General features: G+C 59.6%; 22 protein-coding genes. 15 read left to right on the top strand and 7 right to left on the bottom strand.

Annotation, left to right across the window (positions count from 1 at the left end):
• The first annotated feature begins 31 nt into the window (after positions 1 to 31).
• The 3 genes from KL786_RS12880 to KL786_RS12870 all read left to right on the top strand — a co-directional run bounded on the left by KL786_RS12880 (position 32) and on the right by KL786_RS12870 (position 1,907).
• Entirely contained in the window at positions 32 to 682 is a 651-nt protein-coding gene (locus tag KL786_RS12880; RefSeq protein ID WP_215517840.1) for a c-type cytochrome, read from the top strand.
• Entirely contained in the window at positions 679 to 1,602 is a 924-nt protein-coding gene (locus KL786_RS12875) for a c-type cytochrome (RefSeq protein ID WP_032860609.1), read from the top strand. The genes KL786_RS12880 and KL786_RS12875 overlap by 4 nt, the downstream gene beginning before the upstream one ends.
• Positions 1,603 to 1,676: 74 nt before the next feature.
• Positions 1,677 to 1,907, top strand: a complete 231-nt coding sequence (locus KL786_RS12870; RefSeq protein ID WP_032860607.1) for a hypothetical protein — start codon at positions 1,677 to 1,679, stop codon at positions 1,905 to 1,907.
• Between the two features lie 9 nt (positions 1,908 to 1,916).
• On the opposite strand, the gene KL786_RS12865 is transcribed toward KL786_RS12870, so the two are convergent.
• Positions 1,917 to 2,198: a YgdI/YgdR family lipoprotein gene (locus tag KL786_RS12865; protein WP_065943270.1), complete on the bottom strand. Its 282-nt coding sequence runs from the start codon at positions 2,196 to 2,198 to the stop codon at positions 1,917 to 1,919.
• Between the two features lie 145 nt (positions 2,199 to 2,343).
• Entirely contained in the window at positions 2,344 to 2,529 is a 186-nt protein-coding gene (locus tag KL786_RS12860; RefSeq protein ID WP_032860603.1) for a hypothetical protein, read from the bottom strand.
• Between the two features lie 309 nt (positions 2,530 to 2,838).
• On the opposite strand from KL786_RS12860, the gene galU reads away from it, so the two are divergent.
• Complete coding sequence (gene galU / locus KL786_RS12855; RefSeq protein WP_029294645.1) at positions 2,839 to 3,678, top strand: UTP--glucose-1-phosphate uridylyltransferase GalU; 840 nt, start codon at positions 2,839 to 2,841, stop codon at positions 3,676 to 3,678.
• Positions 3,679 to 3,779: 101 nt separating this feature from the next.
• Positions 3,780 to 5,138 (top strand): glutathione-disulfide reductase, encoded by a 1,359-nt coding sequence (gene gorA, locus KL786_RS12850; protein ID WP_215517839.1) that lies wholly within the window; start codon positions 3,780 to 3,782, stop codon positions 5,136 to 5,138.
• Here gorA and KL786_RS12845 read toward each other — a convergent pair whose 3' ends face one another.
• A complete protein-coding gene (locus KL786_RS12845) occupies positions 5,139 to 6,146 on the bottom strand; it encodes a DNA-binding protein (RefSeq protein ID WP_215517838.1) in 1,008 nt (335 codons plus the stop codon). It lies immediately after the preceding gene.
• Between the two features lie 196 nt (positions 6,147 to 6,342).
• Between KL786_RS12845 and KL786_RS12840 the strand changes: the two genes are divergently transcribed.
• The 3 genes from KL786_RS12840 (at position 6,343) to ahpF (ending at position 9,655) form a co-directional block, all read left to right on the top strand.
• Complete coding sequence (locus KL786_RS12840) at positions 6,343 to 7,275, top strand: site-specific integrase (protein ID WP_215517837.1); 933 nt, start codon at positions 6,343 to 6,345, stop codon at positions 7,273 to 7,275.
• Positions 7,276 to 7,407: 132 nt separating this feature from the next.
• The gene (ahpC, locus tag KL786_RS12835) at positions 7,408 to 7,971 is read left to right on the top strand and encodes an alkyl hydroperoxide reductase subunit C (protein WP_010210361.1); all 564 of its coding nucleotides are present in this window, start codon (positions 7,408 to 7,410) and stop codon (positions 7,969 to 7,971) included.
• A 130-nt stretch (positions 7,972 to 8,101) separates the two neighbouring features.
• Positions 8,102 to 9,655 (top strand): alkyl hydroperoxide reductase subunit F, encoded by a 1,554-nt coding sequence (gene ahpF / locus KL786_RS12830; RefSeq protein ID WP_215517836.1) that lies wholly within the window; start codon positions 8,102 to 8,104, stop codon positions 9,653 to 9,655.
• A gap of 117 nt (positions 9,656 to 9,772) precedes the next feature.
• Here the strand turns inward: ahpF and gloA are convergent, their stop codons facing one another.
• Positions 9,773 to 10,294 (bottom strand): lactoylglutathione lyase, encoded by a 522-nt coding sequence (gene gloA, locus KL786_RS12825; RefSeq protein ID WP_215517835.1) that lies wholly within the window; start codon positions 10,292 to 10,294, stop codon positions 9,773 to 9,775.
• Between the two features lie 199 nt (positions 10,295 to 10,493).
• Between gloA and KL786_RS12820 the strand changes: the two genes are divergently transcribed.
• Complete coding sequence (locus KL786_RS12820; protein ID WP_252193713.1) at positions 10,494 to 11,030, top strand: DUF4946 domain-containing protein; 537 nt, start codon at positions 10,494 to 10,496, stop codon at positions 11,028 to 11,030.
• A gap of 201 nt (positions 11,031 to 11,231) precedes the next feature.
• Here the strand turns inward: KL786_RS12820 and KL786_RS12815 are convergent, their stop codons facing one another.
• Entirely contained in the window at positions 11,232 to 11,597 is a 366-nt protein-coding gene (locus KL786_RS12815) for a histone-like nucleoid-structuring protein, MvaT/MvaU family (protein ID WP_029294664.1), read from the bottom strand.
• 205 nt (positions 11,598 to 11,802) lie between these two features.
• The gene (locus KL786_RS12810; RefSeq protein WP_215517833.1) at positions 11,803 to 13,338 is read right to left on the bottom strand and encodes an EAL domain-containing protein; all 1,536 of its coding nucleotides are present in this window, start codon (positions 13,336 to 13,338) and stop codon (positions 11,803 to 11,805) included.
• Positions 13,339 to 13,687: 349 nt separating this feature from the next.
• Between KL786_RS12810 and KL786_RS12805 the strand changes: the two genes are divergently transcribed.
• From KL786_RS12805 to KL786_RS12785, 5 genes are read left to right on the top strand one after another with little or no spacing between them, the layout of a single operon-like run.
• Positions 13,688 to 14,251 (top strand): fimbrial protein, encoded by a 564-nt coding sequence (locus tag KL786_RS12805; protein WP_215517832.1) that lies wholly within the window; start codon positions 13,688 to 13,690, stop codon positions 14,249 to 14,251.
• An 18-nt stretch (positions 14,252 to 14,269) separates the two neighbouring features.
• On the top strand, positions 14,270 to 15,016 hold the full coding sequence (locus tag KL786_RS12800) for a fimbrial biogenesis chaperone (RefSeq protein WP_215517831.1): 747 nt from the start codon (positions 14,270 to 14,272) through the stop codon (positions 15,014 to 15,016).
• Positions 15,017 to 15,046: 30 nt separating this feature from the next.
• Positions 15,047 to 17,668, top strand: coding sequence for a fimbria/pilus outer membrane usher protein (locus KL786_RS12795; protein ID WP_215517830.1), 2,622 nt, complete (start codon positions 15,047 to 15,049; stop codon positions 17,666 to 17,668).
• The gene (locus KL786_RS12790) at positions 17,665 to 18,705 is read left to right on the top strand and encodes a fimbrial protein (RefSeq protein ID WP_215517829.1); all 1,041 of its coding nucleotides are present in this window, start codon (positions 17,665 to 17,667) and stop codon (positions 18,703 to 18,705) included. Before KL786_RS12795 ends, KL786_RS12790 begins: the two co-directional genes overlap by 4 nt.
• Positions 18,702 to 19,424 carry a fimbrial biogenesis chaperone gene (locus tag KL786_RS12785; protein ID WP_215517828.1) on the top strand — a complete coding sequence of 241 codons (723 nt, stop codon included), beginning with the start codon at positions 18,702 to 18,704 and terminating at the stop codon, positions 19,422 to 19,424. Before KL786_RS12790 ends, KL786_RS12785 begins: the two co-directional genes overlap by 4 nt.
• 61 nt (positions 19,425 to 19,485) lie before the next feature.
• Here the strand turns inward: KL786_RS12785 and KL786_RS12780 are convergent, their stop codons facing one another.
• Positions 19,486 to 20,373: a LysR family transcriptional regulator gene (locus tag KL786_RS12780; protein WP_215517827.1), complete on the bottom strand. Its 888-nt coding sequence runs from the start codon at positions 20,371 to 20,373 to the stop codon at positions 19,486 to 19,488.
• Positions 20,374 to 20,451: 78 nt separating this feature from the next.
• On the opposite strand from KL786_RS12780, the gene KL786_RS12775 reads away from it, so the two are divergent.
• The gene (locus tag KL786_RS12775) at positions 20,452 to 21,381 is read left to right on the top strand and encodes a DMT family transporter (RefSeq protein WP_215517826.1); all 930 of its coding nucleotides are present in this window, start codon (positions 20,452 to 20,454) and stop codon (positions 21,379 to 21,381) included.
• Positions 21,382 to 21,564 lie beyond the last annotated feature (183 nt).

The raw sequence follows: 21,564 nt of genomic DNA, 5'->3' as shown, positions 1-21,564 counted from the left end.
CTAAGCATATAACTATAAAAATGGAGTCGTGATGATGTCTGTGGAGAGAGTGTTGATGGGTGGCGCCCTGCTGCTCATGCTGGGCAGCGCGCAGGCGCTGGAGGGCAAAAAGGTTTTCAATGAAGGTGGCGCGCAGCCTGGCGCGGCCGCTTGCATGGCCTGTCATGGTGCTGATGGCCTGGGGTTGGCCGCGGCGGGTTTCCCCAGGCTGGCGGGGTTGCCGGCGGCGTATTTGAGCAAGCAACTGCATGACTTCAAGAGTGGCGCGCGCAGCAATCCGGTGATGACGTCGCTGGCCAAGGCGCTTACCGAGGCAGAAATCGCGGCGGTGAGCCAGACACTGGCGGCGATGCCGGCGCCGGTCGTGCCTGCCGGCCATCGCAGTGCCACCCCGACCAATCCCGCCGAAAAACTGGCGCTACAAGGTGCCTGGGAGCGGCAGATTCCTGCGTGTGTGAGCTGTCATGGCCCGTCGGGTATCGGTGTTGGCGAGGCGTTTCCGCCGCTTTCCGGGCAATCTGCCGCCTATCTGGTCGCCCAGCTCAATGCCTGGCGCAGTGGCACCCGGCACAATGATCCCAATGACCTGATGGGGCATGTGGCCAAATCCCTCACGGAGGATGAAGTGCAGGGGATTGCCAACTACTTCGCCTCCTTGCCTGGCCAGGAGGTCAAGCCATGAAGAACCTGTCATTTGTACCTGTGCTGGCTGCGTTGATCAGTGTGCAGGTGTCGGCGGCACCGATTGCCATGGAGGATCAGTCGCAATTGCAGGTGCCAGCTGCGGCTCCAGTGGCCACGGCGTTTCAGCCACCCCAGGAAAGCGAGTTGCCCGACAACGCCTACGGCAAGCTGGTGATGCAGGGCTATGCGTTGTTTGTCGATACCAAGCGCCTGGCCCCGCAGTTTGTCGGCAACGGCCTCAACTGCAGCAACTGCCACCTGGATCAGGGCCGCCTGGCCAATTCGGCGCCGCTCTGGGGTGCTTACCCGATGTACCCGGCCTATCGTAAGAAGAATGACAAGGTCAACACCTTCGCCGAGCGTCTGCAGGGCTGTTTCCAGTTCAGCATGAACGGCGGCAAGCCACCGGCCGCGGACAGCCATGAGATTACCGCGCTGTCGACCTATGCCTACTGGCTGGCGAGCAAGGCGCCACTGGGTGTGGAGTTGCCAGGGCGCGGTTACCCCGAGGTGCCGCAACCGGCCAAGGGCTACAACCTGGCGCAGGGTGCCGAGGTATACAAGGCACAGTGTGCGGTGTGCCATGGCGCCGAAGGGCAGGGGCAGAAGGTGGGCGACAGCTATGTGATGCCACCGTTGTGGGGTAAGGATTCCTATAACTGGGGGGCAGGCATGCATCGGATCAACACGGCGGCCTCTTTTATCAAGCACAACATGCCGCTGGGTAAAGGCGGTAGCTTGACCGACCAGCAGGCCTGGGACGTGGCAGCCTACGTCAACCGCCACGAGCGCCCGCAGGACCCCCGCCTGGTGGACGGTTCGGTGGAGAAAACGCGCATCAAGTTCCACGCCAATGACGGCGTGAATCTGTATGGGCAAACGGTCGATGGCGTGCTGATTGGCCAAGGCATCCGTTAAACTATTGGCAGACCACAAAAAATGCCGCTCAAACCCCGGGGTTTGAGCGGCATTGTCATTCTGGAAAACCAATTATGAAACGTGAGCGCGTTAGAGAGCGGCATGCAGAGGGTCACATCTCTGCGACCCATGTGATTCAAAATCCGGCAAACTCGGGGGAATGGATTGTGTTTTTCAAGAAAAGCGGCGGGCGCAGCTTTTTCCTGGTGGATGACCAGGATGAGGTTGAATCCTTTGAGCGCCTGGATGACCTGATCGACACCATTCGTGGGCTTGGGATCAAGTTCGCCGAGATTCACATGTAACTGCCCGGGTTACTTGCAGACCACCACCACACTGCGGCCTTTGAAATTGCCGACATCCGCGCCCAGGGTCTTTTCGCTGTCCTTCAAGGCTGGCGTGCCTTCGGTGCCGACGATGCGGTAACCGGTGCCAGCACAGGACGCGTCGGCTTTTTCGTAGCAACTGGCCCAGGAGTTGGCCTCGCCCGAACAATCAATGGTCAGGCCCTGTTCGCCGTTTTTCAGATAAATGTCGGAAGTGGTGGTGCAGCCGGCGAGCGCCAGGACCGTTGTCAGTGCCAGGATCTTGTTCATCTAAGGGTCGTCGTTCAGAAGTGTTGAGGGGCGCGCTGACACAGGTGTGGGGCGTTTCCAGCGAGACTATAGCGAACGGCCATCAAGGTACAGACAAACACTAAAAAGCCCCGTTTGCCGGGGCTTTGTACGCAGTCGTGGTGGCTTACTTGGTCTTGGGTCTTTTGCTCGACGCGTGACCGGCCTCGTCCACAAACACTTCAGCTACCGCAATAGCCTGGCTTTCAGTTGCGAAGGTACCGGCGACGCTGTCTCCGTGAAAATTGATCAGGTGCCAGCCGTCTGCTCGCTTAGTGATCAGGTAGCCGTTTACGCCTTTGGGTTCTGACATCGATTAACAATCTCGTGGTCTGGTTCAAGTGGGCAATGATAGCGCCAAATGCCGTGGGGGAGCGTAAGTTGTTGCAGGTCAGTGCCGAACCCCATAAAGCGTGCTAAAAAGGATATGGCCCTTTGAAATCAGGGGCGGGCTGGTTTTTTCCAGTGCCGCTGGGGCCGCTTGTTTGAACACGGGCGGAACTAACGCCGACATTTTTTCTCTATGTTGACATCGCAACGCCAGCAGCGCCCATTGTAAGGTGGCTGCGGCCTGATTAGACTGCGCCGAATTTCGTACGCACAGCCCTTATTAAGGACTTTTATGATCAAGAAATGCTTGTTCCCAGCAGCCGGTTACGGTACTCGCTTCCTGCCAGCGACCAAGGCCATGCCTAAAGAAATGCTGCCGGTGGTAAACAAGCCACTGATCCAGTACGGCGTCGAAGAGGCACTGGATGCCGGGCTGAACGAAATCTCCATCGTGACCGGCCGTGGCAAACGCGCGCTGGAAGACCACTTCGACATCAGCTATGAGCTGGAAAACCAGATCAAAGGCACCGACAAGGAAAAGTACCTGGTCGGTATCCGCAAGCTGCTCGACGAGTGCTCGTTTTCCTACACCCGTCAAACCCAGATGAAAGGCCTCGGCCATGCCATCCTCACCGGTCGCCCACTGATCGGCGACGAGCCGTTTGCCGTGGTATTGGCGGATGACCTGTGCGTGAACCTGGAAGGCGACGGTGTCTTGACCCAGATGGTCAAGCTCTACCAGAAATACCGCTGCACCATCGTTGCGGTGCAGGAAGTAGATCCTTCGGAAACCAACAAGTACGGCGTGATCGCTGGCGACGATATCGGCGATGGCCTGATTCGCGTACGTGACATGGTCGAGAAGCCGGCGCCGGAAGACGCCCCTTCGAACCTGGCGATCATTGGTCGCTACATCCTGACCCCGGATATCTTCAAGCTGATCGAAGAAACCGAGCCTGGCAAGGGCGGCGAAATCCAGATCACCGACGCCCTGTTGAAGCAGGCCAAGGACGGTTGCGTCATTGCCTACAAGTTCAAGGGCCGTCGTTTTGACTGCGGTGGCGCAGAAGGCTACATCGAGGCGACCAACTTCTGCTACGAGCACTTCTACAAGACTGGCAAGGCTTACTGATTCGAGCATTGCCTGCTGAGTCTCAAGAAAGCCACCTTCGGGTGGCTTTCTGGTTTTTTGGGCGCAAGCGGGTATCCTGATGCCCTGCCGAGGAGAGTGAAATGGCCTACGATTTTGATCTTTATGTAATTGGCGCCGGTTCCGGCGGTGTGCGAGCGGCGCGGTTTGCCGCAGGATTTGGCGCAAAGGTGGCCGTGGCGGAAAGCCGCTACCTGGGCGGGACTTGCGTCAACGTCGGCTGTGTGCCGAAAAAGCTGCTGGTCTACGGTGCGCACTTTGCCGAAGATTTCGAGCAGGCCAGCGGCTTTGGCTGGTCCTTGGGCGAGGCTGATTTTGATTGGGCGACGCTGATCGCCAACAAGGATCGCGAGATCAATCGCCTCAACGGGATCTACCGCAACCTGTTGGTCAACAGCGGCGTGACCCTGCACGAAGGTCATGCGCGCCTGACTGGGGCCCATGAAGTCGAGATCAATGGCGAGCGCTTCACTGCCAAGAACATCCTGATCGCCACGGGCGGCTGGCCGCAGATCCCAGAGATCCCAGGGCATGAGCACGCCATTGGCTCCAATGAGGCGTTCTTCCTTAAAACGCTGCCCAAGCGTGTGCTGGTGGTTGGCGGTGGTTATATCGCGGTGGAGTTCGCCGGGATTTTCCACGGGCTGGGCGCGCAGACATCGCTGCTGTATCGCGGTGATCTGTTCCTGCGAGGGTTCGATGGTGCGGTGCGCAAGCACTTGCAGGAAGAACTGATCAAGCGTGGCCTGGACCTGCAATTCAACGCCGATATCGCGCGTATCGACAAGCAGGCCGATGGCAGCCTCAAGGCCACCTTGAAGGACGGTCGTGTACTGGAGGCCGATTGCGTGTTCTATGCCACCGGCCGGCGCCCGATGCTGGATAACCTGGGCCTGGAACATACCGGGGTCAAGCTGGACGAGCGTGGTTTTGTCGAGGTCGATGATCTGTACCAGACCGCCGAATCGTCAATCCTGGCCATTGGTGATGTGATTGGTCGCGTGCAGTTGACGCCAGTGGCCTTGGCCGAAGGCATGGCCGTGGCGCGTCGTCTGTTCAAGCCTGAGCAATATCGTCCGGTGGACTACGCGATGATTCCTACGGCGGTGTTCAGCTTGCCGAATATCGGTACCGTGGGCCTGAGCGAAGAGCAGGCCCGGGCTGATGGGCATAACGTGCAAATCTTCGAAAGCCGTTTCCGGCCGATGAAGCTGACCCTGACCGAGTGTCAGGAGCGCACGTTGATGAAGCTGGTGGTCGATGCGGACACCGACAAGGTGCTGGGTTGCCATATGGTCGGGCCGGATGCGGGCGAGATCGTCCAGGGGCTGGCGATCGCCCTCAAGGCGGGGGCGACCAAGCAGCATTTCGACGAGACCATCGGCGTGCATCCTACGGCGGCGGAAGAATTCGTCACCATGCGCACGCCAGTGGCTGGCTGATCAGTCCTCGGTTGTTGCCTCTGGCGCCGTTGCAACGACGGCAGCCAGGCGCAGCGCCTCGATGGTGGCCTGGGCCTTGATCAGGTCCAGTTCCACAGTCTTGTGGGTGTGCTGCTGTTTGGTCAGCGCGTCCTGGCGTGACTGGCTGTCCAGCACGGCAACCCGCAGACGCTCCTGGAGCAAGGTGCGTTCGCTCTCGATCAGGCTCACCTGTTCGCTCAGCTTCAGTTGCTGGGCTTGATCCTTGCGGCTTTGCTCTTGCAGGGAGGCCAATTCCTTCGCCGTTACCCGGTGTTCAATCAATAGCCGCTCATTGTCACGATGCAGTTGGGTGATTTCATCCTGACGCACCATGGCGCTCTGCTGCGCCTGGCGCAATTCAGCCTGGAGTTGTTGCAGTTGGCCTTCATGGCGACGTTGCTCCTGCTCGCGCTGGTCCTTGATGGCGTTGCGGTAGTGCTCAAGGGCATCGCGGGCGTGCAGGTGTTTTTCTTCCAGTGAGCGAATCTGTTCGTCCTTATCCGTAATCCGTAGCTCGTAGTCACTGCACGCCTGGCTGAGCCCGGCGTTGCGGGTCTGTTCGGTCTGCAGGCTGGTGCTGGCGGTTTGCAGGGCGGCGCTTTCTTGCGCCAGAGCGGCGGCCTGGATATCCAATTGCTGTTGGAGCTGGCTGTGTGCTGCTTCAAGTGTTTCTACCTGGGTGAGCAGGGCGGTTTTCTGCTGCTCGAACTGCGCCAGGGCCAGGTCGATGGGCTCCTGGGCCTTTTCTTTCAGGCGCTGGGCCAGGCGTGAGACCAGTTCGCCAAGCTCATCATCGAGGGGCGCCTCGGTGATGGTGAGGCGGGTTTCGCTCTCGTCCAGTTCCTTCAAATAGCGGTGAATGGTGGTTTTCGAGCCGGTATTGCCCATCTCGATGCGTACGGCGTCGATGCTGGGGTTCTCGCCGCGGGCGAGGATTGCCAGGCGTGCTGTTTGAACTACTGCTTTATTGATGCCGCCGCGAGCCATGGGGTCTCCGTCGATTTAGTACTGTGGTATGTAGTATGTATATACGTACTATATCATGAATAATAAAACGTATAAATTGATGAGTTATAAGATGGGATATTGGCGTATTATCCCGTGTCAGTGCCCATTGGACTCAATTACAGCCCAGTGTCCGTACACCAATCCCTGTAGGAGCCGGCTTGCCGGCGATAGCGGTATGAGTGAACTTGATCGCTACCTGAACGCCGCCACCCGCGATAACACCCGCCGCAGCTACCGTGCGGCCATCGAGCACTTTGAAGTGAGTTGGGGTGGTTTCCTGCCCGCCACCAGCGACAGCGTGGCGCGTTACCTGGTGGCCTATGCCGGGGCGTTATCGGTCAATACCCTGAAACTGCGCTTGTCGGCGCTGGCGCAATGGCATTCCAGCCAGGGTTTTCCCGACCCTACCAAGGCGCCGGTAGTGCGCAAGGTGCTCAAGGGGATTCGCGCCTTGCATCCCGCCCAGGAAAAACAGGCCGAACCCTTGCAGCTCCAGCACCTGGAACAGGTGGTTGGCTGGCTGGAACGCGAAGGCGAGCAAGCCCGAGCGGCCGGCGATCGCCCGGGCTGGTTGCGCGCCAAGCGCGACACGGCATTGATCCTGCTGGGCTTTTGGCGCGGCTTTCGCAGCGATGAGTTGTGCCGGCTGCAGATCGAACACGTGCAGGCGGTGCAGGGCGCGGGCATCACCCTGTACTTGCCGCGCAGCAAGAGTGATCGTGAAAACCTTGGGCGCACTTATCAAACCCCGGCGCTGCTGCGCCTGTGCCCGGTGCAGGCCTACATTGAATGGCTGAGTGCCTCGGCCCTGGTGCGTGGCCCGCTGTTTCGCGGGATTGATCGCTGGGGCAATCTGGGGGAGGAGGGGTTGCATGCCAACAGCGTGATCCCGTTGCTGCGCCAGGCCCTTGAGCGTGCAGGCATTGCCGCCGAGCAGTACACCAGTCACTCCCTGCGCCGTGGCTTTGCCACCTGGGCTCATCGCAGCGGCTGGGATTTGAAGTCGTTGATGACGTATGTCGGCTGGAAGGACATGAAGTCAGCCATGCGCTATGTTGAAGCGACGCCCTTTCTTGGCATGACTCAGGCCCGCGATCCGCTGCTTTAAGATTTCTTCTATTAATACAGTGTGTTGATAGCCAAAACCAATCGGCAGCATCAGGTTTGCCAATGAGCCATCGGCGATGAGACTGGGTAGGATTCACTCATCAACTTACTAACCCCTGACGGAGAGTCAACGATGCCTATCATCAACAGCCAAGTAAAACCGTTCAAAGCGACCGCTTACAAAAACGGCAACTTCGTAGACGTGTCGGACGCTGACCTGAAAGGCAAGTGGTCTGTCGTATTCTTCTACCCAGCCGACTTCACTTTCGTTTGCCCAACCGAACTGGAAGACCTGGCTGACAACTACGCCGAATTCCAGAAACTGGGCGTCGAGATCTACAGCGTGTCCACCGACACCCATTTTGCCCACGCTGCCTGGCACAACACCTCGCCAGCCATCGGCAAGATCCAGTACACCATGATCGGCGACCCGACCCTGACCATCTCCCGCAACTTCGACGTACTGATCGAAGAAGCTGGCCTGGCAGACCGTGGCACCTTCGTGATCAACCCAGAAGGCCAGATCAAGATCGTTGAGCTGAACGACGGCGGCGTTGGCCGTGACGCTTCCGAGCTGCTGCGCAAAATCAAGGCTGCCCAGTACGTCGCTGCCCACCCAGGCGAAGTGTGCCCAGCCAAGTGGAAAGAAGGCGAGGCTACCCTGGCTCCGTCCCTGGACCTGGTCGGCAAGATCTAAGTCTGTGAAGTATCAAGGGCGGTGTTGCGCACCGACTAAGTAAGCTGCATCCGCCCACGAAACGCCCGGGCGAGATTCGCTCGGGCGTTTTTTTGTCTGCAATAAACCGAATTAATAGGAAATCGCCCGTATGTTGGACGCCAATCTTAAAGCTCAGTTGAAGTCATACCTGGAACGGGTCACCCAGCCGATCGAGATCGTCGCCTCCCTCGACGACGGTGCGAAATCCCAGGAAATGCTTGCTCTTTTGCAGGACGTAACCAGCCTCACCACGCTGATTACCCTGAACACCGATGGTAATGACGGGCGCAAGCCGTCGTTCTCCATCAATCGCCCGGGTGCCGATATCAGCCTGCGTTTTGCCGGTATCCCCATGGGGCATGAATTCACTTCGTTGGTGCTGGCCCTGCTGCAAGTCGGTGGCCACCCCTCGAAGGCCAGTGTCGAAGTGATTGAACAGATTCGCAGCCTCAAAGGTGAGTTCAACTTCGAGACTTACTTCTCGCTGTCCTGCCAGAACTGCCCGGACGTGGTCCAGGCGCTGAACCTGATGGCGGTGCTCAACCCGAACATCCGCCACGTCGCTATCGATGGTGCGCTGTTCCAGGCTGAAGTCGACGAGCGCCAGGTCATGGCGGTGCCCAGCGTCTACCTCAACGGCGTGAACTTCGGCCAGGGTCGCATGGGTCTGGAAGAAGTCCTCGCCAAGCTGGATACCAGCGGCATCGAAAAGGCTGCCGAAAAAATCAGCGCCAAGGACGCCTTCGATGTACTTGTCGTCGGTGGTGGCCCAGCCGGTTCTGCGGCTGCGATCTACGCCGCGCGCAAAGGTATCCGCACCGGTGTGGCCGCCGAGCGTTTTGGTGGGCAAGTGCTGGACACCATGTCCATCGAAAACTTCATCTCGGTGCAGGAAACCGAAGGCCCGAAACTGGCAAGCGCCCTGGAAGCCCACGTGCGTCAGTACGACGTGGACATCATGAATCTGCAGCGTGCCAGCAGCCTGATACCGGCGAAAAATTCCGGCGAGTTGCATGAGATTCGCTTCGAGAGCGGCGCGACTCTCAAGTCCAAGACCGTGATCCTGGCGACCGGTGCGCGCTGGCGCGAAATGGGGGTGCCGGGCGAGCAGGAATACAAGGCCAAGGGCGTATGCTTCTGCCCGCATTGCGATGGCCCGCTGTTCAAGGGCAAGCGTGTTGCGGTGATCGGCGGCGGTAACTCCGGCGTGGAAGCGGCCATCGACCTGGCCGGTATTGTCAGCCACGTGACCTTGCTGGAGTTCGACAGCAAGTTGCGCGCCGACGCCGTGTTGCAGCGCAAGCTCTACAGCCTGCCAAACGTTGACGTGATCACCAGCGCGCTGACCAGCGAGGTCAAGGGTGATGGCCAGAAAGTCACCGGCCTGGCCTACAAGGACCGCGATACCGGCGAGTTCAAGACCATCGACCTGGAAGGCATCTTTGTGCAGATCGGTTTGCTGCCCAACACCGATTGGCTCAAAGGCACGGTGGAGCTGTCACCCCGTGGCGAAATCATTGTCGATGCCCGTGGCGAGACTTCACTGCCCGGCGTATTCGCCGCCGGTGACGTTACTACGGTGCCGTACAAGCAGATCGTGATTGCGGTGGGTGAGGGCGCCAAGGCTTCCCTGAGTGCTTTTGATCACCTGATCCGGGCGTAAGGCCAGCAACTAAAAAACCCATGAGCGATCATGGGTTAATGAGATGGTCACCCCCAACACCCTGTGAGGGCTACGCTTTCACGGGGTGTTTTTTGTGGGTGCAGCTTTTGTGGATGTTTACAGCGGCGCTGGCTGGATGATTTCGACCCAGTAGGCATCCGGGTCCTTGATAAACGCCAGGCTTTTCATGCGGCCATCAGTCAGGCGCTTCTGGAAGTCACAGCCCAGCGCTTCAAAGCGCTCACAGGCCGCAACGATATCCGGCACCGAAATGCAGATATGGCCAAAACCGCGCGGGTCGGTGTTGCCATTGTGGTAGGCGAAGTCCGCGTCGTTTTCGGTGCCGTGGTTGTGAGTCAGTTCCAGGATGCCCGGGATCGACTTCATCCACTGGGTGCGTTCGGCGGCATCGGCGGGGATCTGTGCCTTGTCGACCAGGGCAAGGAAGTACAGGCTGAACTCAGCTTGCGGGAAGTCGCGTTTTTCAACCAGGGAGAACCCCAGGACGCGAGTGTAGAAGTCCAGCGACTGGGTGATGTCCTTGACCCGCAGCATGGTGTGGTTGAACACGAAGTTCGAAGTGGCGGTGTCGGGTTGGGCGGTGACGCCCGGGAAGGTATTCAATTCGTGCAGGCTCATGGGCCCTCCAGAAAAAATGGGGCAGACGCAGCTCGTGACTTGAGCGGTCCTTTGGCTTGCGGCTGACAGGCATCCGTGCAGCCGGGCCATGATACGCAAGCCGCGCTGGCCGCGCCAAATGAAAAAGCTTACGCGGGCCTTGCGACCATCCCATGCGCAGGCTCAAACTTTACGGCTTGAACTTCGAGTGTTTTTCGCAATGAGCCGATCGAACAAACCGCTGTTGAGCACCTTGTGCCTGATCTTGGCCAGCACCGCTGTACTGGCGGCAGATCCCGAGATTCATTGGCCTAGCGGCTGGCAGGTAGAAGAAGTGGTGCCGGATGCCGACGCAGCGGCCACGCCGTCACCGGTGTCTCGCCAGCGTGCAATAAAGAACAATGAAAACGGCGAGACACAGATGGTCATGGAGCTGACGGGTACACCGATCGAGCCTGGGCATGTGGTCAATCTGCAAGGTGTGCTGCTCCAGATGCGCAAGTCTATCCAGAAGGACTTTGCCCGCAGTGGCTATCAAAGTGTTTGTAACAAGATGCACTCGACCACGTTAAGTCGCCTTGAGGCGCTGGAAACTACCTGCGTCGTTACCGAGAACGGTCGGCATGTGCTCTCGCAAACACTGGTGGGCGCTGTTGATACGAATAAGGCTTATGTTTTTTCATACGCCGGACAAGCTGATGCTTATGAGGCGAGTAAGGAAGAAGTCAGTTCGGTGCGCGCAAGCTTGAAACTTTGATGGGTGAAGGCTAGATGCCTAGCCTGGCTCAGTGACGATTAGCGCACAACTATCAGGCATTGGCGCTCAGCGCCCGCTGGGCGGATTTTTACCCGTTGGAATGTATTTCAAAATTCACTTTCGAAACCCGCAGGGTTTGAAAGCGAAGCGCAAAAACAAAAAAGCCCTGCGTCTGCAGGGCTTTTTATTAGTGCGCCAGTATTAGCCGCGAAGCCAGGAGTCTACAGTGGCTGCGCCATACTGTTCTTTCCAGGCCTTCAGGCCGCGGTGGTTGCCGCCCTTGGTTTCAATCAGTTCACCAGTGTGCGGGTTGTGATACACCTTGACCACGCGTGCGCGGCGGGTTTTTGGTGCGGCCGCTACCTGGATGCCCGATTTGCCTGGGTTTGGATCAAGGATGGAAATGATGTCGCGCAGGCTCTTGCCGTAGGTTTTCATCAGCCCTTGAAGTTTTTCTTCAAATTCGATTTCTTTCTTCAAACCAGCGTCGTTCTTCAGGGATTCCAGCTGGGCGAGCTGTTCTTGAAGGGCTTTTTCTGCTGCACGAAATTCGGCGAGTCTGGACAAAATCTTTACTCCAATAGTGTATTTGGCTGATACCAACTGCAAACAAAGCTATAAGCCAAGAGCCTCAGCGTGACTCGGTAAAAAGTGGCTCTCCTGCCGATTCAGCGCAGGCAGGAAAAATTGTAGTAGTTAATGAGTCACGAGTAAATCATGTCTTTTGTATAAATAACAATATTTCATTCACCTGCTAGATGGATATTCAATTTCACTGCAAAGACTTAATGAAGGCGTCAAAAGGTACCGGGCGGCCAAACAGGTAGCCCTGCAAGAAGTCCACACCTTGCGCCGCCAGATAGTCACATTGCTCTTGGGTTTCCACACCTTCTGCCACGATGCCCAAGTCAAGCTTGCCGGATAATTCAATGATGCTGTCGAGTATATGCCGCGATAGTGCGTCGACGCCGATCATTGCGACAAAGCTTTGATCGATTTTCAAGTAGTCAACATTGAAGTTGCGCAAATAACCCAGGCTGGAGTGGCCAGTACCGAAGTCATCTATGGCGATCAGCACGCCCAGTTCGTGCAGGGCCTGGAACAGTTGGCGAGTCACGTCGGTGGGTTCGATCAGTTCGCGCTCGGTCAACTCCAGCGTCAACAGGACCTGGCCCGGCTTGAAGGCTGCAAGGAACTCCCGGCAGTCCTGCACCAGCTCCAGGTCCTGGCAATGCCTGGCGGTGATATTGATCCCCACATGGAAGTTGTCGCCCAGGCGGGCGGCATGGGGTGCCAGTTGTGTGGCGACCTGGCGCATCAAGGCGCGGGTCATGGGCACGATCAGCCCGGAGTGCTCGGCCAGGGGGATAAACAGGTCCGGGCGCACCAGGCCTTCCTTGGGATGCTGCCAGCGCATCAATACTTCACAGCCGGCCCATTGCCGGGTGTCGCCGCGAACCACCGGTTGGTAATACGCGACGAATTCATTGGCGCCCAGCGCCCGCTGCAGTTCATGGGTGGGCGCGTAGGAGCGTTTTTGCAGCCAGTGCGCGAGCACGCCTGCCAGCACGCCAAAGAACACCAAAAGGCTGAACAGGGGCGGGTAGCGCGCTTCCATGTAGCGCCACACTTCACCTTCGGGCATCCCGGCTTCCACGCTATAGGCGTAACGCTGGGAGCCGAGTTGGTGATGGGCCACGGCAAATACCGGCAGCGCGGTGCTGTGGACTTTGCCGTCGCTGCCCAGCCAATTGGGCCCGACCTGCAACACCAAGTCAGCATAACGACTGATCAGGCGCAGGGCGTTCTTCAGGTGGTAGCCGTCAATTGAGGCAAACGCGGCCTTGTCACCGTCCACCAAGCGGTACACCAGCAGCGCAGTATTGGGCGTGACCGGGTTGCCATTCATCAGCCACAGGCGGCCATTGACGTAGTCGTCAGGGTTGACCGGTGATACATACGCGCCGCCAAACAACGAGCTGCAATAAATGGTTTTTTGCCAGGACAGCGTGGTTGCGCGCACAAACGGGCGTCGGGTGACTTGCTCGCGAAGCGCCAGTTGCGCCGCGTTGTCACAGTCCTTGCCTGCCAGTGGCAACAGGTCCTGGGCAGCGAGGGCGGTGTTGTCGAGCATCAGGTCGAACTGGCGCACGGCCTCGATGGCCGTCTGCTCGGTACTTTGCTCCAGGGTGCGTTGGGCCTGCATGTACAGGATGATCACCCCCAGCAGTATCGGCAGCAGGCCGCACAGGGCAGTGATCAAGTAGCGGGCGGCGCGTTTGCGCGGGCCTTTGACGGTGAGTGGCATTTATGCAGCCTGTAGCGAAGTGAGGGGAGACGCCTGGCAATGGCTACAGGCAATACGTCGAGTATCAGGAGGATAGTTGGCCTATGGAAATAAGCATGCTTCGCGCGCGGACCTAGCCACTTGGCCAGTTGTGTGTGTTTTTTAACCTTGCCAAACTTTGCAACACATTTTGACGAGGAAAGGCTGTTTGGTCCATTGCGTTATTGCTTGGAACAGTATCTGTCCTGGTAAGCAGCCTACCCTTCAAGATCCAATCCCTTTTGCATCACTAAGCCCGAATCTGGCGGGCGGGCTTGTGCCTGCGCGTCGTGTGACGAGGCATCTGCTTAACACTTAGGAAACTTGCGTAATGAAAAACAACCTCCTGGCGATGGTCATGTTGCTTGCTAGTGGCTTCGTCGTCTCTGTGGCCTGTGCCGCCGATGGCACCATTACCCTCACGGGTGAAGTTACCGGCACCACCTGCACGATCAGTGGCGGAACCGGCGGTGTCGCCGGCTCCGGGGCAAACTTCCCGGTCGTCCTGGACAAGGTACAAGCCAGTGCCCTGTCGACGGCGGGCGCGACTGCCAGTTCCAAGCCGTTCTTTATCTACGTAGGCGGTGGCGCCAGTTGCGCAGATGCGACCAAGGTTGCCGTGCTGTATGAAAGCACCAGCCCGGCCATCAACCCGGCCACGGGCAACTTGCGCAATACCGCCGCAAAAACCGCCGCCGCCAAAGTAGAAGTACAGATTCTCGACGGCGCAACCCTGCAGCCGATGGATTTGCGTACCGGCCATGCCTCGACCACCGCCACTGTCACAGGCGGGCTGGCGACCTTGCCCTTTGCTGCGCGTTACATTGCCACTGGCGGTGCGGCGGGAGTAGGGCTGGTGAGTACGGCGGTGCAGTATTCGGTGATCTTTCCCTGACAAGCGAGGGCGCGAACCATGCCTTGCGTACGTCTGCCCCTTGCGATTTGCCTGTGCCTGGCCTTCGCGCAGGCGCAGGCCGGGGTGATCATCAGTGGCACGCGCCAGATCTATGCCGAGCCGCGTCGGGAAATCACCGTACGGGTGAGCAACGATGACCAGCAGGCTGCACGTCTGGTCCAGGTGTGGATGGATGTGGGTAATGCACAACTGACGGCTGAACACAGTGATGTGCCATTTAGCATCAGCCCACCGGTGTTTCGCCTGGACCCGGGCAAGAGCCAGGCCATACGCCTGGCCTACACCCAGGAGTCGTTGCCCGGCGACAAGGAGTCACTGTTCTGGCTCAACGTGCTGGAGGTGCCGCCCCAGACGCGGTCTCCGCCAGCCAGCGCAGACGAAGCGCGCCAGAACCAGTTGCGTTTTGCCTTTCGCATTCGCACCAAGGTGTTTTTCCGGCCCCAGGGTTTGTCAGGCAACTCCCAGGATGCACCCGAGCAACTGACCTGGACCTTGCGTACCGGCAAACAGGCGGCGCTGCGGGTGTTCAACCCGACGCCATTCCATGTGACGTTTCATGAGGTGGCGCTGGTGATGGGCGGGCAGGTGGTTGCGACTGACCAACAAGGCATGGTCGCGCCCTTTGCCAGCCTGGACCTTGCTCTGCCTCCCCTGATGCAGGTGGTGCCCGCCGATGCACGGGTGCAGTTCCAGTACATCGACGATTTCGGTGGGTTCTCGGCACCCCGCTGGGCACCCCTTTAGCGACTTGAAGTCTGACTTATGTTTTTTTACATGCAACTGTGGGAGGGCAGGCGTTCTGCCCTGTGTCTTTGCGTCATCGTAGGGTTCAGCCAGTTCCTTACGGCTTTTATCTGCCCTGAGGCCCTGGCGTCTTCGGTTACCTTTGACCTGGAAGCGTTTTCCAGTGGTCTGGTACCGGGAGTCGATATTTCTCGTTTCAACCGCCACGACAGCCTGGCGCCCGGCACGTATCGCGTTGATGTGCGGCTCAATGGCCAGCCAGCCGGGCGTCATGAGTTGGCGTTTATCGAGCTTCCCGGCCAGGACGATGTGAGCCCGTGCCTGGACTGGCCGCTGCTGGCTCGGCTGGGTGTCGTGCAAAACAAGGTTGAAACTGACCGGCCCGCAGCCCCAGGCCCGCTGTGTGGGGGTCTCTCGCAGTGGATTCCCATGGCCTCCAGCAGCGTCGATCCCGGTGCCTTGCAACTGGCGCTCAGCGTACCCCAGGTCTACCTGGCGCCGACTGCGCGCGATACCGTCGACCCGAGCCAGTGGGACGAGGGCATCGATGCCGGGTTGCTCAGCTACAACTTCAGTGCCGCGACCATGACAGCGGGCAGTGGCGAAGACCGTGCCTACCTGGGCCTGAACAGTGGTATCAACCTGGGCAGTTGGCGCTTGCGGCACCAGGGCGCGCAGGCATGGGATTCGCGTGATGGTGCCCAGCCTTATCAGAATACGGCCATCTACGCGCAACGCAGTCTGGCGGCCTGGCAATCACGCCTGACCGTCGGTGACAGCTTCAGCAGTGGCCAGATCCTGGAAAGTACCCGCATGCGGGGCATCAGCCTGGGCACCGACGAGCAAATGCTGGCGCCTTCACAGCAAGGCTACGCGCCGGTGGTGCGGGGGATTGCCGACAGCAATGCAACCGTTACCGTCAGCCAGAACGGCTATACGCTCTACGAGACCACGGTGGCGCCCGGCCCATTTGTGATCAGTGATTTGTACCCCTCAGGTGGTGGGGATCTGAGTGTCAGTGTCAGGGAAGTCGATGGTCGCCAATACAGCTATAGCGTGCCTTTCTCCGTGGCGCCGCAACTGCTGCGCCGCCATGCCAGTCGCTACGGCATGACGTTCGGCCAAGTCCGCCAAAATGGTGTTGAGGGCCAGGCTCCCCTGGCGTTTCAAGGGGCGCTGCAGCATGGCGTGCTGGATGACCTGACGCTGTATGGCGGGAGCAGTTTTGCCCAAGGTTATGTCCAGGGTAAGGCCGGGTTGGCACTCAATACCGCCCTGGGTGCGTTCTCGCTGGACACCACCGGCTCCCGCACGCGGATCCCGGGGCACGATGTGCTGTCGGGGCGCAATTATGGCGTGGGTTACAACAGGCAACTGGCCCAGACAGGCACCCACCTGGTGTTGGGGGCCTATCGTTTTTCCACGGTGGGCTATCTGAACCTGACGGATGCGGTCAACGTGCGGGAGTTGGGGCGCCAAGGCCTGGACATTGGCACCTATGCCCGACAGAAAAGTCGTATCGACCTGACCGTCAGCCAGCAAGTGGGGGCCGGCACGCTGGGCTTCTATGCCAGCTCTACCCAGTACTGGGGCTCACGCCTGGGACGGGAGACCTCTTACAACCTGAGCTATGGCAACACCTGGCGCCGGCTCAACTGGAACCTCAGTGCCCAGCGCTCGCGAGTCGAAGCCCATCATCCGGCCAACCATCAGGAAGAAAGCGACCGGGTGTTCTTTGCCCGCTCGGACAACGCCGGCCATGTCGACAACCGCCTGATGATGACGTTGTCCCTGCCATTGGACAGCAGTCCACGCGCACCTAGCCTCAGCAGCACCTTGAGCCGTAGTACCGGCGACAGCCGCAGCAGCCAGCAACAGATCGCTATTAACGGCATGCTGGATGAAAACGCGACGCTCAACTATGGCCTCTCTGGCAGCCGCGCGTCAGCCCAGGGCGCCGCCGAAGGCAGTTTCAACGCCCATGCCGGCTACAACGCGAGCACGGCGGCATGGCGGGTGGGTTATGGACAGAGTCATGACAGCAGCCAGCTCTCGTTGAGTGCCGACGGCGGCCTGGTGGTACACGACGAGGGTGTGACGTTCTCGCACTACCTCGGCGAAGCGGCGGCCCTGGTTCACGTGCCTGATGCCCAGGGGGCACGGTTGAGCAACGGTCACCACCTGCGGGTTGATCGCAACGGCTATGCCGTGGTGCCGTCGCTGCGGGCGTTCCAGACCAATACCGTGGGCGTCGATCCGGACGGCAGTGCGTATGACGTGGAACTCCAGGAGACCACGCAGCATATCGTGCCCACCTCAGGGGCTGTCTCGCGCCTGCGCTTCGCTACCGTGGCGGGCCGGGCGGTGGTGGTCAAGGCCCTGCGGGAAAGCGGCAAGCCGTTGCCATTCGCCGCCCAGGTATTTGATGAGCAAGGCAGCGAAGTCGGGGTGATTGGCCAGGCCAGCAAGGCATTTGTCAGGGGCATTGCCGATCAGGGCACGCTCACCGTCAAGTGGAGTGAGACCGCCGCCGACCGTTGCTATATCCACTACCGCTTGCCACCCCAGGCAGTTGGGCGCCAGGCCCGTGCCGAGCTGGTGCAGGGAAAATGCGTGGGAGTCAGGGCTGGTCGAGAGGTGACCGCGCGATGAGCTGTAATATGCGCCAGTTGTTTCTAGTCACACTGATGTTCGTTGCGGCATTGGCTGCCTGCGACGTGCAGGCCAATGTCAGTTGCTATCCCGAGCCTCCTGTGGCGCTTTCCATCGAGTCCATCAGTGTGCCGGCCAGCCCGCGGATGGGGCAGGTATTGGGCAACCCCCAGGGTTATGCGCTCGATGCCCTCAACGCCGTGAGTTGTTCCTATGCCGCGGGCATCGTCTTCGATCACTGGTCGTACCTGAGCGTGGCCAGGAACATGCGGTTCACTGGCAAGTATTTTGGCCATTCCGGGTTGTCGCTGCCGATCTATACGACGGGCACGGTTGGTGTAGGTTTTGGTTTGATGGCACAGGACCGTGACGGCGGCGAGTGGAAGAGCATCAGCCAGGGCGTCACGATCCTGCGTGGCCCCATTCGGCCCGGCCTCGCAACCTGGGGCGTGCGCGTTCGAGTGGTGTTCTTCGTGACCGGCACGATTAGCGGCGGGGCGCTGTTTTCGCAGCCCTTCGCAGAGTTCAGGGTACATCCAGACTTCAACTCCCCCCATTTATTCACCTTCGGGTCTATCGTTGTCGGGCCGCCCCTCAAACCTACCTGCTCGGTGTCCACGCCTTCGGTTCCGATCAATCTGGACGCTGTGGCAGCTACGCAGTTCAGGGGCGTGGGCAGTGTCGCCGGCAGTGCCAGCCGCGATATTCAGTTGCAATGTGCGGGAGGGACGGGCGGCAGCCAAGATGTACTGCTGACGCTAACCGACCAGATCCAACCGGCCAACCGCAGCGATCGCCTGACGTTGACGGGCGATTCGACCGCCACCGGCGTCGCCCTGCAACTGCTCCATGGCAACGCCGTATTGAGTTATGGCGCGGACTCCAATACGCCGGGTAACCCCAATCAATGGCAGGCCGGCAGCACCGGCAATGGCACCTTCCAGATAACGCTGACGGCGCGTTACCTGCAAACCGAGCCGACGGTTCATCCCGGCACGGCCAATGGCCTGGCCACCTTTACCTTGAGCTACCGATGAGCTGGGCCTGGGTACGTCTGGCGCTGGGGGTATTGGGCGGGCTGGTGGTGTGGAGTGCCCGCGCTGAGATCGTGATTGACCGGACCCGTCTGATTTACCCGGCCGCCTCGGGCCAAGTCACGCTCAACCTGACGAATCAGGCGAATAGCCCGAGGCTGGTGCAGGTCTGGATTGACGCGGGTGATCCCCAGGTGCGCCCTGAGTACAGTGATGCCCCCTTTACCGTGACTCCGCCGATCCTGCGCATGGACGCAGGTCAAGGCCAGGCGCTAAGAGTGGTTTATCACGGGGAGCCAGCATCGGCGGATGTGGAGCAAGTCTATTGGCTGAATGTGCTGGGCATCCGACCGGCGACGGACGCAAGCCATGCGCTGCAGCTCGCGTTTCGCAGCCGGATCAAACTGTTTTTGCGTGCGCCGCTGTTGCCAGGGCAAGCGCAGGAGGCGGCCCAGGGCTTGAGATGGCGCTTGCTCAAGGGCAACGCCCTGCAGGTGCACAACCCCAGTGCTTATCACGTGAGCCTGGCCAGCGTTGTGCTGGGTGCCGATGGCCGTCAGTACCGCAATGATGACCCACCGATGCTTGCCCCCCGTTCCACCGCTACCGTCACCCTGCATGGGCCGTCGGGTAGTGGGGCGAGCGGGGCGTTGGTGCAATTCACCACCCTGGACGATCATGGCAACACCCGCACTCATGAAGCGCCGCTCAGCCCCCTGTAGGCGTTGGCTTGTCAGTGAAAGCCCCACGTTGCTCTCTGGTTCTTCGCCGGCAAGCCGGCTCCTACACAGCCTTTCGAGATAAAGGGAACAGTTGCTGCGCCATTTGGATAAAAGCCAGGGTCGCCGGCGAGGACTGGCGTCGGTCCAGCACCGCCAAACCGATCTGCCGCGCGACCTTGGGCGATAACGGCCGCTGTACGTAGCGTGGCTGGCCGTCCTGCGGCAATGAGGCCTGGGCCACCACACTCACGCCCGCACCCCGGCTGACGGTATCCAGGGTGCTGAGCAGTTGCGAGCAGCGATAGCGCACATTGGGCTTGAGTCGGGCACTGTGGAACAGGCGCTCCACCAACTCCGAGGAGCCCGCCTCAGTCAGGACAAACGGGTCGTGACACAAGTCCTTGAGCTTGACGCTGGCTTGATGGGCGAGGGCATGGCCCTCGGGCAGCAGGGCGACCATCTGGTCTTCGAACAGTGCAACGGTGTCCAAGCGCTCCTGCTCCAGCACCACAAAGCCCACGTCAATGCGCCGCTCTTCGAGCCACTGCAGCACTTGGCGGTCGGGGCCTTCATCCACATGTACCTCGATCCCCGGATGGGCCTGGCGAAAGTGTTCGAGGATCCTGGGCAGCAGGCGAATGGATGCCGTTGGCCCGAAGGAGCCGATGCGCAAGGTACCGCTTTTCATTCCTCGGGCATCGGCCGCTTCCTGTTGCAGCGTAGTGGCCAGCCCCAGCATCGCCCGTGCCCGCAGCAGCAGTTGCTGGCCGATATCACTGAGTTCGACCCGTGACTGTTGGCGGCGAAACAGTTCCACCCCCAGCTCCAGCTCCAAAGACTTGATGGCATGGGACACCGCCGACTGGCTGATGCCCAGGCGATGGGCAGCGCTGGTGAACCCCTGGAGTTGTGCCACCAGCGAGAAAATTTCCAATTGCGTGAGGGTCATGAGGTTTTACTCATTTTACGATGACTTGGCATTAGGAAAATAATACGCCAAACCGCCTCCCAAATACTCAGGATCCTTATGCCCGGTTCAACCTTTGTGCTTGCTGGTGACCGCCTGACCTATGCCAAGCTCGCGGCCGTAACCATGATCTGGGGTGGCACTTTTGTTGCTGGGCGATTCCTCGCCGCGGATCTGGACCCGCTGCTGACGGCAAGCCTGCGCTTTATCCTGGCGAGCCTGGCGTTGCTGCTGTTCATGGCCTTTGCCCGGATCCCCCTGGCGTGTCCGACGCCTGCGCAAATGGCGCGGTTAGTGCTGCTGGGCTTTTTCGGGATTTTTTTCTACAACCTGTGCTTTTTCTATGGCCTGCATTTTATCAATGCCTCGCGCGCCTCCTTGATTGTGGCCCTCAACCCGGCGGTGATTGGCCTGGCGTCATGCTGGTGGTTCAAGGAGCGCTTGGGGCGCAGCCAAGTGTTGGGTATCGCGCTGTGCCTGGGCGGGGCCGCGTGTGTGATTGTCAGCCGCAACCCATTGCTGTTGCAGGGCAGGGCTGATGCGTGGGTTGGCGACCTGTTGATTTTTGGCTGTGTGCTGAGTTGGGGCGTGTATTCCCTGGGTTCGCGCAAGTTGAACCATAGCCTTGGCCCCTTGCAGACGGTGACCTGGTCGGTGCTGCTGGGCACCTTGATGCTATGCCTCACCACCCTGGTGAGTGGCCGGTTGACGGTGCAAGCGCTGGATGCCATCCATTGGCCGCATCTGTTGGGCCTGCTTTACCTCGGCGTATTGGGCTCGGCCCTGGCCTACATCGGGTATTACGACGGTATCCGGCGTATCGGTGCGACCCGCGCGGGCGTGTTTATCGCCCTCAACCCGCTGACGGCCGTGGTGTGTGGTGCGTTGCTGCTGGACGAACAGCTCAGCACTGCGATGTTCCTCGGTGGGGCGTTGATCCTGCTGGGCATCTACCTGTGCAATAAACCCCTTGCGCCCGCCAGGGCATAGGGATTTGATAAGGAATACGGACAAAGCTGTTTACGCTGTGTAGAATCGGTTTACGCATACAAGAATAAGCGCCTGGCATCCCGCAGGCCTCGTCCGTCAGAGACGCCCGTAAGAGAATGATCCAACCATGAAGCTACTCGGGTTCCAACTCATCTACGGTGACTTCCTCGCCCGCAGCGTGCG

Origin of the sequence: Pseudomonas sp. TAE6080, from assembly GCF_018732265.1 — a bacterium.
In the GTDB taxonomy this organism is placed as follows: domain Bacteria; phylum Pseudomonadota; class Gammaproteobacteria; order Pseudomonadales; family Pseudomonadaceae; genus Aquipseudomonas; species Aquipseudomonas brenneri.
Note: the sequence above shows the minus strand (reverse complement) of the source record. Positions and strands in the feature narration are given on the sequence as shown.

What these genes read in the sequence shown, in the direction of transcription:
- KL786_RS12810 (WP_215517833.1), bottom strand. Translation starts at nt 13,338, where the DNA reads ATGCCACTCACCGTCAAAGGCCCGCGCAAACGCGCCGCCCGCTACTTG.
- gorA (WP_215517839.1), top strand. Translation starts at nt 3,780, where the DNA reads ATGGCCTACGATTTTGATCTTTATGTAATTGGCGCCGGTTCCGGCGGT.
- KL786_RS12845 (WP_215517838.1), bottom strand. Translation starts at nt 6,146, where the DNA reads ATGGCTCGCGGCGGCATCAATAAAGCAGTAGTTCAAACAGCACGCCTG.
- ahpC (WP_010210361.1), top strand. Translation starts at nt 7,408, where the DNA reads ATGCCTATCATCAACAGCCAAGTAAAACCGTTCAAAGCGACCGCTTAC.
- gloA (WP_215517835.1), bottom strand. Translation starts at nt 10,294, where the DNA reads ATGAGCCTGCACGAATTGAATACCTTCCCGGGCGTCACCGCCCAACCC.
- KL786_RS12780 (WP_215517827.1), bottom strand. Translation starts at nt 20,373, where the DNA reads ATGACCCTCACGCAATTGGAAATTTTCTCGCTGGTGGCACAACTCCAG.
- KL786_RS12805 (WP_215517832.1), top strand. Translation starts at nt 13,688, where the DNA reads ATGAAAAACAACCTCCTGGCGATGGTCATGTTGCTTGCTAGTGGCTTC.
- KL786_RS12785 (WP_215517828.1), top strand. Translation starts at nt 18,702, where the DNA reads ATGAGCTGGGCCTGGGTACGTCTGGCGCTGGGGGTATTGGGCGGGCTG.
- KL786_RS12795 (WP_215517830.1), top strand. Translation starts at nt 15,047, where the DNA reads ATGCAACTGTGGGAGGGCAGGCGTTCTGCCCTGTGTCTTTGCGTCATC.
- KL786_RS12880 (WP_215517840.1), top strand. Translation starts at nt 32, where the DNA reads ATGATGTCTGTGGAGAGAGTGTTGATGGGTGGCGCCCTGCTGCTCATG.
- KL786_RS12800 (WP_215517831.1), top strand. Translation starts at nt 14,270, where the DNA reads ATGCCTTGCGTACGTCTGCCCCTTGCGATTTGCCTGTGCCTGGCCTTC.
- KL786_RS12865 (WP_065943270.1), bottom strand. Translation starts at nt 2,198, where the DNA reads ATGAACAAGATCCTGGCACTGACAACGGTCCTGGCGCTCGCCGGCTGC.
- KL786_RS12820 (WP_252193713.1), top strand. Translation starts at nt 10,494, where the DNA reads ATGAGCCGATCGAACAAACCGCTGTTGAGCACCTTGTGCCTGATCTTG.
- KL786_RS12775 (WP_215517826.1), top strand. Translation starts at nt 20,452, where the DNA reads ATGCCCGGTTCAACCTTTGTGCTTGCTGGTGACCGCCTGACCTATGCC.
- galU (WP_029294645.1), top strand. Translation starts at nt 2,839, where the DNA reads ATGATCAAGAAATGCTTGTTCCCAGCAGCCGGTTACGGTACTCGCTTC.
- ahpF (WP_215517836.1), top strand. Translation starts at nt 8,102, where the DNA reads ATGTTGGACGCCAATCTTAAAGCTCAGTTGAAGTCATACCTGGAACGG.
- KL786_RS12870 (WP_032860607.1), top strand. Translation starts at nt 1,677, where the DNA reads ATGAAACGTGAGCGCGTTAGAGAGCGGCATGCAGAGGGTCACATCTCT.
- KL786_RS12790 (WP_215517829.1), top strand. Translation starts at nt 17,665, where the DNA reads ATGAGCTGTAATATGCGCCAGTTGTTTCTAGTCACACTGATGTTCGTT.
- KL786_RS12840 (WP_215517837.1), top strand. Translation starts at nt 6,343, where the DNA reads ATGAGTGAACTTGATCGCTACCTGAACGCCGCCACCCGCGATAACACC.
- KL786_RS12860 (WP_032860603.1), bottom strand. Translation starts at nt 2,529, where the DNA reads ATGTCAGAACCCAAAGGCGTAAACGGCTACCTGATCACTAAGCGAGCA.
- KL786_RS12875 (WP_032860609.1), top strand. Translation starts at nt 679, where the DNA reads ATGAAGAACCTGTCATTTGTACCTGTGCTGGCTGCGTTGATCAGTGTG.